Origin of the sequence: Brachybacterium sp. SW0106-09 (assembly GCF_001293905.1) — a bacterium.
In the GTDB taxonomy this organism is placed as follows: domain Bacteria; phylum Actinomycetota; class Actinomycetes; order Actinomycetales; family Dermabacteraceae; genus Brachybacterium; species Brachybacterium conglomeratum.
The window spans coordinates 1-12811 of record NZ_BCAK01000042.1 but is presented as its reverse complement, the minus strand read 5'-3'; the positions used below and the strand labels follow the sequence as shown (position 1 = coordinate 12811).

General features: G+C 73.1%; 11 protein-coding genes. 5 read left to right on the top strand and 6 right to left on the bottom strand.

The genetic code is table 11. The features are described 5' to 3' along the window. A partial coding sequence (locus Y09_RS13785; RefSeq protein WP_371440368.1) for an LCP family protein occupies nucleotides 1-1113 on the top strand: 1113 nt, incomplete at its 5' end. Nucleotides 1114-1235: 122 nt separating this feature from the next. Here Y09_RS13785 and Y09_RS13780 read toward each other — a convergent pair. Continuing rightward, nucleotides 1236-1943 carry a glycosyltransferase family 2 protein gene (locus Y09_RS13780; protein ID WP_053918247.1) on the bottom strand — a complete coding sequence of 236 codons (708 nt, stop codon included), beginning with the start codon at nucleotides 1941-1943 and terminating at the stop codon, nucleotides 1236-1238. A gap of 69 nt (nucleotides 1944-2012) precedes the next feature. On the opposite strand from Y09_RS13780, the gene Y09_RS13775 reads away from it, so the two are divergent. Further along, entirely contained in the window at nucleotides 2013-2432 is a 420-nt protein-coding gene (locus Y09_RS13775; RefSeq protein ID WP_053918246.1) for a DUF2304 domain-containing protein, read from the top strand. Then, nucleotides 2429-4453, top strand: coding sequence for a DUF6541 family protein (locus Y09_RS13770; RefSeq protein ID WP_053918245.1), 2025 nt, complete (start codon nucleotides 2429-2431; stop codon nucleotides 4451-4453). The genes Y09_RS13775 and Y09_RS13770 overlap by 4 nt, the downstream gene beginning before the upstream one ends. Nucleotides 4454-4621: 168 nt before the next feature. Here the strand turns inward: Y09_RS13770 and pseC are convergent, their stop codons facing one another. After that, nucleotides 4622-5749 (bottom strand): UDP-4-amino-4,6-dideoxy-N-acetyl-beta-L-altrosamine transaminase, encoded by a 1128-nt coding sequence (gene pseC, locus Y09_RS13765; RefSeq protein WP_053918244.1) that lies wholly within the window; start codon nucleotides 5747-5749, stop codon nucleotides 4622-4624. Between the two features lies 1 nt (nucleotide 5750). Next, nucleotides 5751-6740: a UDP-N-acetylglucosamine 4,6-dehydratase (inverting) gene (gene pseB / locus Y09_RS13760; RefSeq protein WP_053918243.1), complete on the bottom strand. Its 990-nt coding sequence runs from the start codon at nucleotides 6738-6740 to the stop codon at nucleotides 5751-5753. Between the two features lie 71 nt (nucleotides 6741-6811). Here pseB and Y09_RS13755 point away from each other — a divergent pair, with 71 nt between their 5' ends. Beyond that, on the top strand, nucleotides 6812-7549 hold the full coding sequence (locus Y09_RS13755) for a cytidylyltransferase domain-containing protein (RefSeq protein ID WP_234695745.1): 738 nt from the start codon (nucleotides 6812-6814) through the stop codon (nucleotides 7547-7549). Beyond that, nucleotides 7546-9045, top strand: a complete 1500-nt coding sequence (locus tag Y09_RS13750) for a bifunctional UDP-2,4-diacetamido-2,4,6-trideoxy-beta-L-altropyranose hydrolase/GNAT family N-acetyltransferase (protein WP_053918242.1) — start codon at nucleotides 7546-7548, stop codon at nucleotides 9043-9045. Before Y09_RS13755 ends, Y09_RS13750 begins: the two co-directional genes overlap by 4 nt. Here the strand turns inward: Y09_RS13750 and pseI are convergent. The 3 genes from pseI to Y09_RS13735 all read right to left on the bottom strand — a co-directional run. Then, nucleotides 9026-10099 (bottom strand): pseudaminic acid synthase, encoded by a 1074-nt coding sequence (gene pseI, locus Y09_RS13745; RefSeq protein WP_053918241.1) that lies wholly within the window; start codon nucleotides 10097-10099, stop codon nucleotides 9026-9028. The genes Y09_RS13750 and pseI overlap by 20 nt on opposite strands. A gap of 38 nt (nucleotides 10100-10137) precedes the next feature. Next, nucleotides 10138-12336, bottom strand: coding sequence for a hypothetical protein (locus Y09_RS13740; protein ID WP_053918240.1), 2199 nt, complete (start codon nucleotides 12334-12336; stop codon nucleotides 10138-10140). Between the two features lie 142 nt (nucleotides 12337-12478). Further along, on the bottom strand, nucleotides 12479-12811 hold a 333-nt coding region (locus Y09_RS13735), incomplete at its 5' end, for a hypothetical protein (RefSeq protein WP_148639665.1).

Genomic DNA, 12811 nt, shown 5'->3' with positions numbered 1-12811 from the left:
GCGCCGACCCGTCCCCTGCCGCGCGTCGAGGCGTCCACGGGCGCCGGCGGTCCCGGGGAGCATCCCGAGGACGCGCGCGCCGGAGCGTGGGGCGAGGAGCCGCAGCCCGGGCACGACGGCCGCGGACACGGCGGCCCTGCCGGGCCCGGCGGCCCGCCGCGCACCCGACGTCGCCGCTCCCGGATCCCGCGCCCGATGCGGCTCGGCGCGACCCTCGCGGTGCTGCTGCTGGTGATCGTGCTGGGCTGGGGTGCGGGGCTCACCCTCTGGGCGAACAGCCGGATCGAGCACGTCGACGCGCTGTCCGAGGCGGAGAACACGCCCGGGACCACCTATCTCATCGCCGGCTCCGACAAGCGCGACGGCGAGGCCGTGAACGCCGACGGCACCGAGGGCGCCCGCACCGACACGATCATGCTCCTGCACAAGGCGCGGGGCGGGAAGAGCTACCTGATCTCGCTGCCGCGCGACACGCTCGTGGACATCCCCGGGCACGGCGGGTACAAGCTCAACGCCGCCTACTCCTTCGGCGGCGCTCCCCTGCTGGTCGAGACCGTCGAGGAGTTCACGGGGCTGACCGTCGACCACTACGTCGAGATCGGCTTCGACGGCGTCTCGCAGGTGGTCGACGCGGTCGGCCACGTGAACCTGTGCATCGACCAGGACGTGGACGACGAGAAGTCGGGGCTGAAGATGACGGAGGGCTGCCATGACGTGGGCGGCGAGCAGGCCCTCGCCTTCGTGCGCGCCCGCTACTTCGACCCGACCGCGGACATCGGCCGCCAGGCCCGCCAGCAGCAGTTCGTCTCCGCGCTGATGGACCGCGCCACCTCCCCCGCGGTGCTGCTGAACCCGATCACGCAGGTGCGTCTCGCGGGCGCCGGCTCCGGCGCGCTGACCACCAGCGACGGCACCGGCATCGTGGACGTGGGCCGGATGGCGCTGGCCGCCCGCTCCGCGATGGGCTCGGGCTCGCTGTCGATCCCGATCGAGGATCCTGAGTACCAGACCAACAACTCCGGCGTCGCGATCCTCACCGACGACGAGGACATCAAGGCGTTCTTCGAGTCGGTGGCCGACGGCACGGCCGAGCCCGAGCCGGCGGAGGGGTGAGTCGAGGGCGCGTGCGAGAGCGCCCTGCACGACGAGGAGCGGCCGACGTCCCGAGGGGACGACGGCCGCTCCCTTGTCATGGGTCCGTGCGGACCGGGGCCGCGCCCCGTGGGGCGCCCGGCTCAGCGGAAGAGCATGTCGATGACGATGTTCACCGAGTTCAGCACCGACTGGCCCTTCGAACGGGAGTAGTCGGTGTAGAGGATGTGCACCGGGTGCTCGGCGACGGTGAGGTCGTGGCGGCCGATCTCCTCGACGAGCTCGGAGGCGTGCGCCATCCGGTTCTGCTCGATGGTGATCTTCTCGCACGCCTCGCGGCCCAGGACCCGCAGCCCGTTGTGGGCGTCGGTGAGCTTCACCCCGGAGGTCAGGTTCGAGTACCAGACCGCCCCGCGCAGCACCATGCGCTTGATCAGGCCGGGCTTGGTGCGGGCGTCGAGGAAGCGGGAGCCGAGCACGATGTCCACGCCCTCCGCATCCCGCTTGAGGATCATCTCCGCGGCGTCGTCGACCTGGTGCTGCCCGTCGGCGTCGAAGGTCACGATCTGCCGCATCTGCGGGTCGCGCAGCGCGTAGTCGATGCCGGTCTTCAGCGCCGCGCCCTGGCCCATGTTGTAGGGGTGGCGCACCACGGCGGCCCCGGCCTCCTCGGCGATCCGGGCCGAGCCGTCCGCGCTGCCGTCGTCCACGCAGACCACGAGCGGGTAGCGGGAGCGCAGGTCACGGATCACGTCGCCGATGACGACGCCCTCGTTGAACAGCGGCACGACGAACCAGGTGCAGTCGGCCCCGGGCGCGTTCGTGGCGCGCGAGGGGTCAGGGCTGTCCATGGGTTCTCCTCGTGTGACGGAGCATTCGGCGGCCGGGAGGCGCACGCCCGAGGAGGATACCCTGTTGCGGTGGACACTCTGCTCGAAGCGCTCGGCCCCACCCTCGGGGTGAGCGGGCGCACCTTCATCATCCAGCTGCTGCTGGTGGCGGGGATCGTGGCGATCGTCGCGTGGCTCTTCGTCAAGCGCGGCGCGAAGCAGCTCGCCGTCCGGCGCCTGCTCGTCATCGCCTTCGCCGTCTTCGCGGCGCTGACCGTGCTGTTCCCCACGATGCTCACGCGCGTGGCGCACATGGTCGGGGTGGGGCGCGGCGCCGATCTGCTGCTGTATGCGACGGTCCTGGTGCTGCTGGGCTTCCTGGCCCTCCAGGAGGCGCGGACGAAGAACTCCGAGAAGCGCACCACCTATCTGGCCCGACGGCTCTCCCTCGACGAGGCGGAGCCGGCCGCGCAGTACCGGGAGCGCTCCCTGCGCGAGCACGACGGATGACGGGCGCTGCGAGCCTCCTCCTCGTCGTCCTGATCGTCCTCGCCGCCGCGTACGTCCCCGGCTATCTCGCCGCCCGCGCGCTGGCCGGGTCCCGCCTGATCGCCCTCGCGTTCGCGCCGGCGATCGGGACCGCGGTGGCCGGGATCGGCGCGATCATCGCCTCCCTGGCGGGGGTGGCCTGGACGCTGCTCCCCTTCGCGGTCCTCTCCGCGCTGCTGGTGCTCCTCGCCCACCTCCTCGCCCGGCGCGGGGTGCGTCTCCCCTCGACGGTGCTCGACGGCCCGCTGCTCGCCCCGCGCCCGCTCGCGGCGCACCTCGGCTGGGCCGGTGCCCTCGTCGCGGGGCTCGCGGTCGCGGTGGTCCCGATCGCGCGGCAGGCCGGCGGCGCCGGCGCCGTGCTGGAGCGCTACGACACGCTCTACCACCTCACCGCGCTGACCCACATCCGCGAGACCGGCGACGGCTCGAGCCTCACCCTGAACGCGGTGACCAGCAGCACCCGGGCCCCGTCCTCCTATCCCGCGGCCTTCCACGACCTGGCCGCGCTGGTGCCCGGTGTCGACATCCCGATCGTGCTGAACGGCTCCGTGCTCGCCCTCGCGGTGGTGCCGTGGGTGGTCGGCCTCGCTCTGCTGGCGCGGACCCTGTTCCCGCAGGTGCGGTGGGCGCCGCCTGCCGTCGCGCTGGTCGCCGCGGTGGTCCCCGCGAGCCCGCTGGACCTGTGGATCCATCTCTCCCCCGTCCCGAACCTCACCGGCTTCGCCGCCATGACCGGGGCGCTCGCGGGCGCGGTCGCGCTCTGGCACGCCCTGACCGGCCCGGTGCGCGCCCGGGCGGGCCTCGACGAGAACGCCTCGGTCTCCGTCCTGCAGCCGGCGTCCTCCCCTGCCGGGCACGATCCGTCGGACGTCCCCGATGACGCGGCCCCGGTGCGGCCTGCGGTCGGGGCGGCGCTCGGGGTGGTGGGCGTCTCCGGGATCGGCCTCACGCTCATGCAGCCGAACGTCGGGGTGATGGCGCTGATCCTGATCGCGGTGCTGACGATCGTGACGGGGCTTCCCCTGCGGCACACCCGCCGGCGCCTCCTCGCCGTGCCGGTCCTCGCGCTGCTGCCCGTCGCGGTGCTGACCTACACGCCGCTGGGCGCCCGGGTGACGGGCTTCTCCGGCGGTCTGCAGGTGCCGTGGTGGTCGGCGCTGGGCGAGGTGGGCCTCGGCCTGCTGACGGTGTGGCCGATGGCGCTGGGGACGGTGATCGCGGTGCTGTGGTGGCCGGGCCTGGTCTCCACGCTGCGCGGGCCGCTGCGCTGGCTGCCCGTGGCCTGGATCGTGGTCGCCGTGATGTACCTCGACGCCGCGGTCGACTCGCCGCTGAACCTCTCGGTGCTCTTCTTCCGCGGCCAGGACCGGATCGCGATCCCGCTCGCGATGCTGTCCGCGCTGCTGGTGGTGCCGGGGTTGCAGGCCTGGGCGCGCCTTCTGCGGCGCTCCCTGCCGCTGGGCGGGCCGACCGTCCGCGGCCGCGCCGTGGTCGCGGTGCTGGTCGTGCTCGCGACCCTCGCGGCCCTCGGCTCGGTCCCGCCGCGGCTGGACAACGCCGAGAAGAACCTCGCCGCGGAGTATCCCGGGCGGGGCCGCTTCCTCCAGGCCGACGAGCTCGAGGCCTTCGCCCGCATCGCCCCGGAGCTGGACCCGGACAGGTCGATCCTGGCCAGCCCGTACTCGGGCGCGGCGCACATGTACTCGCTGCACGGGCTGAACGTCCATCTGCCCGTCGCGGGCACGGCGCTGACCGACCAGGACCGCGCCGCGATCGCGGCGGTCCCCTACGCCGACCGGTGGACCTGGCGCTGCCGGACCCTCGCGGACGCGGGGATCGGCTACATCTACCAGGAGCGGCAGCCCTACCAGTACGACCCCGCCTTCAGCGCGATCGAGCAGGGCGGGGAGTCCCTCGGCACCGTCCTGTTCGAGACGGACCACTCGCGGCTGATCCGGATCGAGTGCGATCCGACGCTGTGACCCCGCCCGGTCGCCGATCCCGGCGGAGCGCCGCCCCCTGCAGGAGGCCTGCCGCGGCTGCCCCTGCAGCGCGGCCCGCCGCCGTCCCGTCCGCAGGCACGGACGGCGAGAGGGCGCCACGGCTCGCAGCCGTGGCGCCCTCTCCGCCTCTGCCGGGCCTCCGTGAGGTCAGCCGGCGACGACCTTCCGGGTCACCTCGATGACGCGCTCGACGTCATGGTCGGTCAGGCCAGGGAACATCGGCAGCGAGATCTCGCGGCGGTAGTAGTCCTCCGCCACGGGGCACATCCCGCGCTGGTAGCCGAGGTCCTCGAAGACCGGGTGCCAGTAGGCGGGGATGTAGTTGACCTGCACCCCGATGCCCTGCTCGCGCATGGCCTCGAAGATGGCGCGGCGCCGCTCGGCGGGGACGCGCAGCGGGTAGAGGTGCCAGGCGGGCGCCGCCCCCTCGGGCACGGCCGGGATGTCGACGCCCTCGAGGTCGCCGAGCGCCTCGTCGTAGGCCTTCTTCACCTCGGCTCGGCGGGCCACGAACGCATCGAGGCGCGCGAGCTGGCTGGTGCCCAGCGCGCAGAGCACGTCCGGCAGGCGGTAGTTCAGCCCGAAGCTGTGGACCTCCTGGTGCCAGGGGCCCTCGTCGGGGTATCGCTGCACCGCCTTGTCGCGCACCAGGCCGTGGTTCTTGAACGCCCGGGCGCGGGCGGCGAGGTCCGCGTCGGCCGTCACGACCGCACCGCCCTCGGCGGTGGTGAGGTTCTTCGTGGGGAAGAACGAGTAGGTCGTGAGGTCGGCGAGGGAGCCCACCGGGGCGCCGTCCTGGGTGGAGCCGATGGAGTGCGCGGCGTCCTCGAGGAACAGCGCGCCCTGCCGGGAGGCGATCTCGCGCAGGGCCGTGCCGTCGACCGGCACGCCGGCGTAGTCGACGCCCGCGATGACCTTGGTCCGCTCGGTGACCGCGGCCTCGACGGCGGCGGGGTCGAGGTTGCCGGTGGCCGGGTCGACGTCCGCGAACACGATCTTCGCACCGTGCAGGGCGGCGCCCGCGGCGGTCGCGACGAAGGTCAGGGGGGTCGTGACGACCTCGTCGCCGGGCTCGATGCCGGCGGCGGCGTAGGCGACGTGCAGCGCCGCGGTGCCGGAGGTGACCGAGACCGCGTGCTCCACGCCCGCGCGCTCCGCGATCGCCGCCTCGAACCGGTCGACCTCGGGGCCCGTGGTCAGCCAGTCGCTGCGCAGCGCCGCCTCGACGGCGGCGATGTCGTCGGACTCGATGGACTGACGTCCGTACGGCAGCACCTCAGATCCCTCCCTCGATGATGTCCGCGATCTCCTGCTGGGTGTACCACTGGTCGTTGGAGTCCGAGCGGAAGAAGAACCCGGGCTCGACCGGCACGGCGCCCTCGGGGGCCTTGTAGCCCCAGGTCGCGAGGTCGGGCTGGATGATGAAGTACTTGCCGTCCTCGATGATGACCGCGCGGCGGCCCTCCTCGGGGCTGATCATCTCCTCGTGGAGCTTCTCGCCGGGGCGCAGGCCCACGTCGACCATCTCGGCGCCGGGCACGACGGCCTGGGCGAGGTCGGTGACCTTCATGGAGGGGATGCGCGGGACGAGCAGCTCGCCGCCCTGCATGAGCTCGAAGGTGTCGATCACCATCTGCACGGCCTGCGGCAGGGTGATGAAGAAGCGGGTGCAGGTCATGTCCGTGATCGGCAGCGGCTTGCCCTCCTCGCCGAGGCGGCGGAAGAAGGGGATGACCGAGCCGCGCGAGCCCATCACGTTGCCGTAGCGCACCACGGCGAAGCGGGTGTCGTAGCTGGCGGCGTAGTGGTTGCCCGTGATGAAGAGCTTGTCGGCGGTGAGCTTGGTGGCGCCGTAGAGGTTGATCGGGCTGGAGGCCTTGTCGGTGGACAGGGCCACGACCTTCTTCACGCCGGCGTCGATGGACGCCTCGATGACGTTCTGGCTGCCGAGGATGTTGGTCTTGACGAACTCGAAGGGGTTGTACTCCGCGGTGTCGACCTGCTTGAGCGCGGCGGCGTGGACGACGTAGTCCACGTCCTTCAGCGCACGGGCGAGGCGGCGCTCGTCGCGGATGTCACCGATGAACCAGCGCAGGCGGGGGTCGTTGCCGAGCTGGTTGCGGACCTCGTACTGCTTCAGCTCGTCCCGCGAGAAGACGACGACCCGTCGCGGGTTGTGGTTGTCGAGCACTTCACGCAGGAACGCCTTGCCGAAGGAGCCGGTCCCACCGGTGATGAGGATGGAGGCACCGTTGAGGAGCGACATGCAGATCTCTTTCGTCGACGGGGTTGGGGCGGCACCCGGGCGACCCGGGACGCGCGTGCCATTATGGCACGGTGACCGATACACGAACCGTCGCAGTGATCCAAGCTCGTACAGGCTCCTCCCGCCTCCCCGGGAAGGTGCTCCGGCCGCTCGGCGGCCGACCGGTCCTGGGGTGGATGGTGCGGGCCGCCCGCGCCGCCTCGGGCGTCGAGGACGTGGTGGTGGCGACGTCCACCGCCCCCGGGGACGACGCCGTCGCCGAGCTCGGCGAGGAGCTGGGCGTGCAGGTGGTCCGCGGCAGCGAGGACGACGTCCTCTCCCGCTTCGTGCTCGCCCTGGAGGAGACCGGGGCCGATGCGGTGGTGCGCCTGACCGCGGACTGCCCGCTGGCGGACCCCTCGCTGATCTCCGCCGTGGTGGGGATGTGGAAGGCCGATCCCACGCTGGACTACACGGCGACCACGCTGGTGCGCACGCTGCCCCGCGGCCTGGACGTCGAGCTCGCCTCGCGGGACGCGCTGCTGACGGCCGATGCGGAGGCCGAGAGCTTCCACCGCACGCACGTCACCTCCTATCTCTACGACTCCAAGCGCTGCTTCCGCACCATGGGCCTGGTCGTCCAGCCGGCCGCGAACGACCTGCGGGTGACCCTGGACACCGTCGAGGACGGCGAGATGCTCGACGCCGTCGTCGCCGAGCTCGGGGATCGCGCCCCGGCGTGGCACGAGGTGGTGGACCTGCTGCGTTCGCGCCCCGACATCACTCGGATCAACGCGGGCGTGCGCCAGAAGAAGCTGGCCGACGGATGACCCACGTCGCGATCCGGTGCGACGCGACCCCGTCGGGAGGCATCGGCCACCTGGTGCGGGCGCTCTCCGTCGCCGACGCCGCCCGCGCCGCCGGGCACACCGTGGTGGTCGCCGGCTCGATCGAGGCGCCTCTCGCCCGGCACCTGCTGGCCGAGTCCGGTCTCGAGGTGGCCGCGGCGCCCGAGGACCTCGGGATCCTCGCCGCCGAGCAGGGCGCGAGCGTCGTCCACGTCGACGACTACACGATCGGGGCCGACGCCCGGGACCAGGTGCGCGCCGGCGGTGCGCTGCTGTCGTCGATGGAGGACGGCGCCTTCGGCCGCCGTCCCGCCGACGTCGTCGTCGACTCCACGATCCGCGCCGAGCGGGTCGGCCGCCCCGAGGACGGCAGCGGCGAGGTGCTCCTCGGCATCGCCTACGCCCCGATGCGCGCCGAGGTGCGCGCCGCGCGGGAGAAGCGTGTCGACGAGGACCACGACGTCAGCCGCGGCGCCCGGGTGCTGATCGTCATGGGCGGCACCGATGCGACCGGCGCCGCCGGGACCCTCGCCGCCGTCTGCGCCGCGGCAGAGGGTGTCGCGCACGTGAGCGTCATTGCGCCCGAGCACGGCTGGGACGCGGTCCGGGCCGAGGCCGGGGAGGATGTCGAGCTGCTCGCCCCCTCCCCCGCCTTCCTCGAGCGGGCGAGCGCGGCGGACCTCGTGGTCAGCGCCGCGGGCACCACCGCCTGGGAGCTGGCCTGCATCGGCGTGCCGAGCCTGCTGGTCGCGGTGGTGGAGAACCAGCGCGCCGGCTACGAGGCCGCCCTCGCCGAGCGCATCGCCCGCGGGCTCGGCACCCTCGAGCAGGTGCGCGCCGACCGCTCCGCGGCGACCGCGGAGGTGGAGCGGGCGATCTCGGACCTGCGCGCGATGCGCAGCTGGACCCCGGTGGGCCGGGAGAAGGTCGACGGCCACGGCGCGGAGCGGATCGTCGCCGCCTGGGACGCGGCGCTCGCGCGACGGATCGGGACGGCGGAGGCGCCGGTCGCGGCACGGCCCGCGACCCCGTCGGACTCGCCGCTGCTGCTGCGCTGGCGCAACGACCCGGAGACCCGGAAGGTCTCCCGCGACTCCGATCCGGTGCCGTGGGAGTCCCACTCCGGCTGGTACGCGCGGACGCTGGAGAACCCGTCCCGCGAGCTGTACGTCGTCGAGCGGGGCGGCGCGCCCGTCGGCACCGTGCGCTTCGACGCGCTGGAGGGCGCGTCGGCGGGCGAGGAGTGGGAGGTGTCCATCACCCTCGCCCCCGAGGCGCGCGGCCACGGGCTCTCCCGGCCGGTGCTCGCCGCCGGCGAGGCGGCCTTCGGGGCGGGTCACCCCGGCGCCGTCGTCGTCGCCGCGATCCTTCCCGACAACCTGCCGTCCCAGCGGCTGTTCGCCGGGGCCGGCTACGTGCTCGATCCGGATCGCGACGACGGCGAGTTCGACGTGCTGGTCAGACGAGATCCCAGCTGAGCGGCGTCCCGCGCTCGACGTCCTTCGCGAAGGTGCGGCCGAGGACCACGTCGAGATAGCGCGGCTCGAGCCCGCCCGCGGGGCGGATCGAGCGGACGTTCTCCGCGGTGATCTCCTCGCCGGCGCGCACGTCCTTCACGACGAACAGCGAGCGGCGCAGGCGCTGGGACTCGGCCTCGGACTTCGTCGGGCCGACGTGCACCTCGCCGAGCGCGAGCCAGGCGGCGTAGGACTCGTCGACCAGGGCCTTCAGCTCCTCGGGCTCGAGGGAGAAGTCGGAGTCGACGCCGCCGTCGGCGCGGCGCAGCGTGACGTGCTTCTCGAGGATCGCGGCGCCGAAGGCGACGGCCGCGACGCTCACGCCGATGCCCTTGGTGTGGTCGGAGAGGCCGCCGACGACCTTCCAGGTGTCGGCGAGCACCGGGATGGTGCGCAGGTTCGACGCCTCGGCGGTCGCCGGGTAGGAGGAAGTGCAGCCGAGCACGGCGATCTGGTCGTTGCCCTCGGCGCGGAGGGTCTTGACGGCGAGGTCCACGTCGCCGGCGTCGGCGGCGCCGGTGGAGAGGATCACCGGCTTGCCGGTGCGGGCCACCTTGCGCAGCAGCGGGATGTCGCCGATCTCGAGCGACGCGATCTTGTAGACCTCGGCACCGAGGTCCTCCAGCAGGTCGACGGCCGTGTCGTCGAAGGGGCTGGAGAACGGGATCATGCCGTGCTCGCGGGCGCGGGCGAAGATCGCCTCGTGCCACTCCCACGGGGTGTGCGCCTCCTGGTAGAGGCTGTAGAGGTTCCGTCCGCCCCACAGGCCGTGGCTGTCGGTGATGCGGAAGGCGGGGCCGTCGGCGTCGATGGTGATCGTGTCCGCCGTGTAGGTCTGGAGCTTGATCGCCGGAGCGCCGGTCTCCGCGATCGCGTCGACGATCGCGAGGGCGCGGCCGAGGTCGCCGTTGTGGTTACCGGACATCTCCGCGGCGACGAAGGGGGCATGGGCCTCGCCGACCTGGAGGTCGCCGATCTGCAGTTGCTTGGGGGTACCGTTCTGGCTGAAGGACATGCGCCGATCGTACCGGAGCAGGTGGCGGCGCCCGCCCGTCAGCCGTGCCGCGCGCTGCGGGCGAGACGCTCCAGCCGGGTCCGGCACTCCGCGAGGACGAGGTCGACGCACTCCTGGTAGGGGGCGGTGAAGTCGATCCACGGCGGCGCGATGATCGTCGAGTTGCGCGAGAGCTGGTCGACGGAGGTCCTGCCTCCCCCGGTGCGGTAGAGGTAGTTCTCCGGCGAGAAGCCGAGCAGCCAGGTCGGCGTGCCGACGGCGGCGGCGAGCTCCATCGGGACCGTGCTGATGCCGATCACGAGGTCCATGGAGGCGACGTGCGCCGCGAGCCCCTCGAGGTCGTCGAAGAGGTCGACGTCCTGGATCTGCCGGATCCCGTGCTCCTCCAGGTACGCCCTCTCCCCGTCGTCGGTCGCGTGCTGGATCGACCAGAACTCGACCCCGTCCACGTCCAGCAGCGGGGTGAGCTGCTCGAGGCCGATGTACATCATCCGCCGGGTGCCGCCGGAGAAGTGGCTCCTCCACACCAGGCCCACCTTGAGCCTCCCCTCGGCGCGCGGCACGGCCCGGGCGGGATCCGGGATGAGATAGGCGCCGGTGTCCCGGCGCGGCAGCACGCCGGCGAAGCGGTTGAAGGTGAGGTTCTGGCCGTAGGTGACGTGGTCGGCGGCCTCGACGTAGGGGTCGCAGTGGGCGGGCAGGTGGCTGGCGAGGATGAAGTCGCTGTACCGGCCGTCGTAGACGGGGTTCAGGACGCCGCGGATCCGACGGGCGACGTCGACGAACTCGATCGTGGGGAAGCTCCGCTCGAGCAGGGTCCGCAGCCGCGGGTCGCAGGTGGCGGTGACCCGGTAGCGCGCGGCGAGCTCGCCGAGGTGCTGCGCGCCGCGGATCTCGTCGCCCACGCCGTCGTCGGTGATGAGGAAGAGGGAGGAGCCGGGATCCTCGGGCAGCGGCGCGGCGTTCAGGAACCTCTCCCCGAGGTCGCGCTCGAGGATCCGCCACGGCGGCGCGGTGCGGCGCACGCTCCAGGCCTTCAGGTACTGGCCCGTGAGCATGAGGGTGGTCCCCTGGTCGCGGTCGCCGCGGCGGATCCCGGCACGGCCGGCGCTGGCGCTGCCGTAGCCGATCTCGTTCCGGAGGTCGATGACGGTGCGGTCGCCGTCCAGGCGGGCGTAGACGAGCCGGAGCCCGGTCGCCGCGGCGGTGTAGGTCGGGTCCTCGACGAGGACGGAGTGGAGCAGGTCCGCGGCGTCTCGGTGCTCGCCCCGCTCCATCGCGATAAGCCCGCGGCCGCAGCGGGCGCCGAGCATCGTCTCCGGCACGCCTCGGAGGGTGGGGACCAGGGCGTCGAGCTCGGGCAGGAGGTCCTTCACGGTGAGCACGCGCAGGAGGGAGTCGCGGGTGTGCACGTCCATGGCGTCGAAGCGGGAGGTCGTCGCCTCGAGGCACGCTTCGTAGAAGTCCTGGTGCGCGGGACCCTGCCCCCGCAGGTCGTGGGCGAGGGCGAGCACGCCCGGCATGCCGCGGTGCTCGGCGGGGACGGCGTCGAGGTCCGGGACGAGGGCGCCCGAGTCGAAGCGCAGCGCGGCCTCGGCGACGGCGCGGTCGCGCAGCCCGTGCTCGGACAGCTGCCGCTCGACGAGGGCGCGGGCGGTGTCCGCGTGCCCGTGGGTGACGAGGTCGTGGACGTAGCGCAGGTTGTCCTTCCAGCGGAGGGGGTCCTCGTCCCCGCCGGCGAAGAAGTCCCTCACGTCGATCTTCTCGAACGCGGCCGTGCGGAGGCGGAACTCGCGGAAGCGCAGGTCCCGGAGGGTGGCGCCGGGGGCGCGTGAGCCGCTCTCGGAGGTGCGCAGCGTGCGGAGCGCCGCCACCTTCTCGGCGGCGGGGAGCCCCGAGAGCTGGATCCACTCAGCGAGCCTCACGCGCTGGGCCGGGGTGAGGTCCCGATCGGCGAGGGAGCCGAGATGCGGGGCCAGGAGCTGGTCGGCGCGCAGCCCCTCCTGGCCGCTGAGCAGGGTGACGCCGACGAAGCACTCGTCCAGCAGGTCCAGCCCGTCCGTGTCGATCCCGTCCAGCAGCGCGGCGGCGGAGCGGAAGTTCCTCATCCGTGCGAGATGGCGAGCCCCGGTCAGGACGATGTCCGGGTCGGTCCCCGGGTCGTTCGCCGCGACGAGCGCGCGGCGCTCCGAGAGATCGAGCAGCGGTCTCACGACACGGGTGAGCTTGCGGAACACGGCACCACCTGGGATTCGGGTCGAGCACCGATCGGCTCGTCACTGAGCGTGATCGTATCCGGGCGACCGGTGCGTCACCTGTGAGATCGGCGGCCCGGCCGTCGGTCCGCGGGCAGCGGCGGAGCCACGGCCGGAGCCGTCCTCAGGCGGTGCCGAAGATGTCGTGCCGGGAGGCGGGGACCTCGTAGGGGACGAGGTCGTGCGGGGTGCGCGCGAGGCGGAACAGGCCCGACTCGACGTCCTGGAGCGTCTCCTCGTGGCCCGGCACCGGGATCACGTAGGTCGGGCAGCCCAGCGCCGCGGACTCCCACAGCGAGGTGGAGAACGTCCCGACCGCGATCGCGGAGCGCGTGATCGTGGTCAGCGTGTCCTCCTCGGCGATGTCCACGGCCCCCTCGAGGCCGGCGGCGGCGAGCTCGCGCCCGATGATGTTCCCCTGCGCGGGATGCGGGGCGATCACGACACGCAGCTCGGG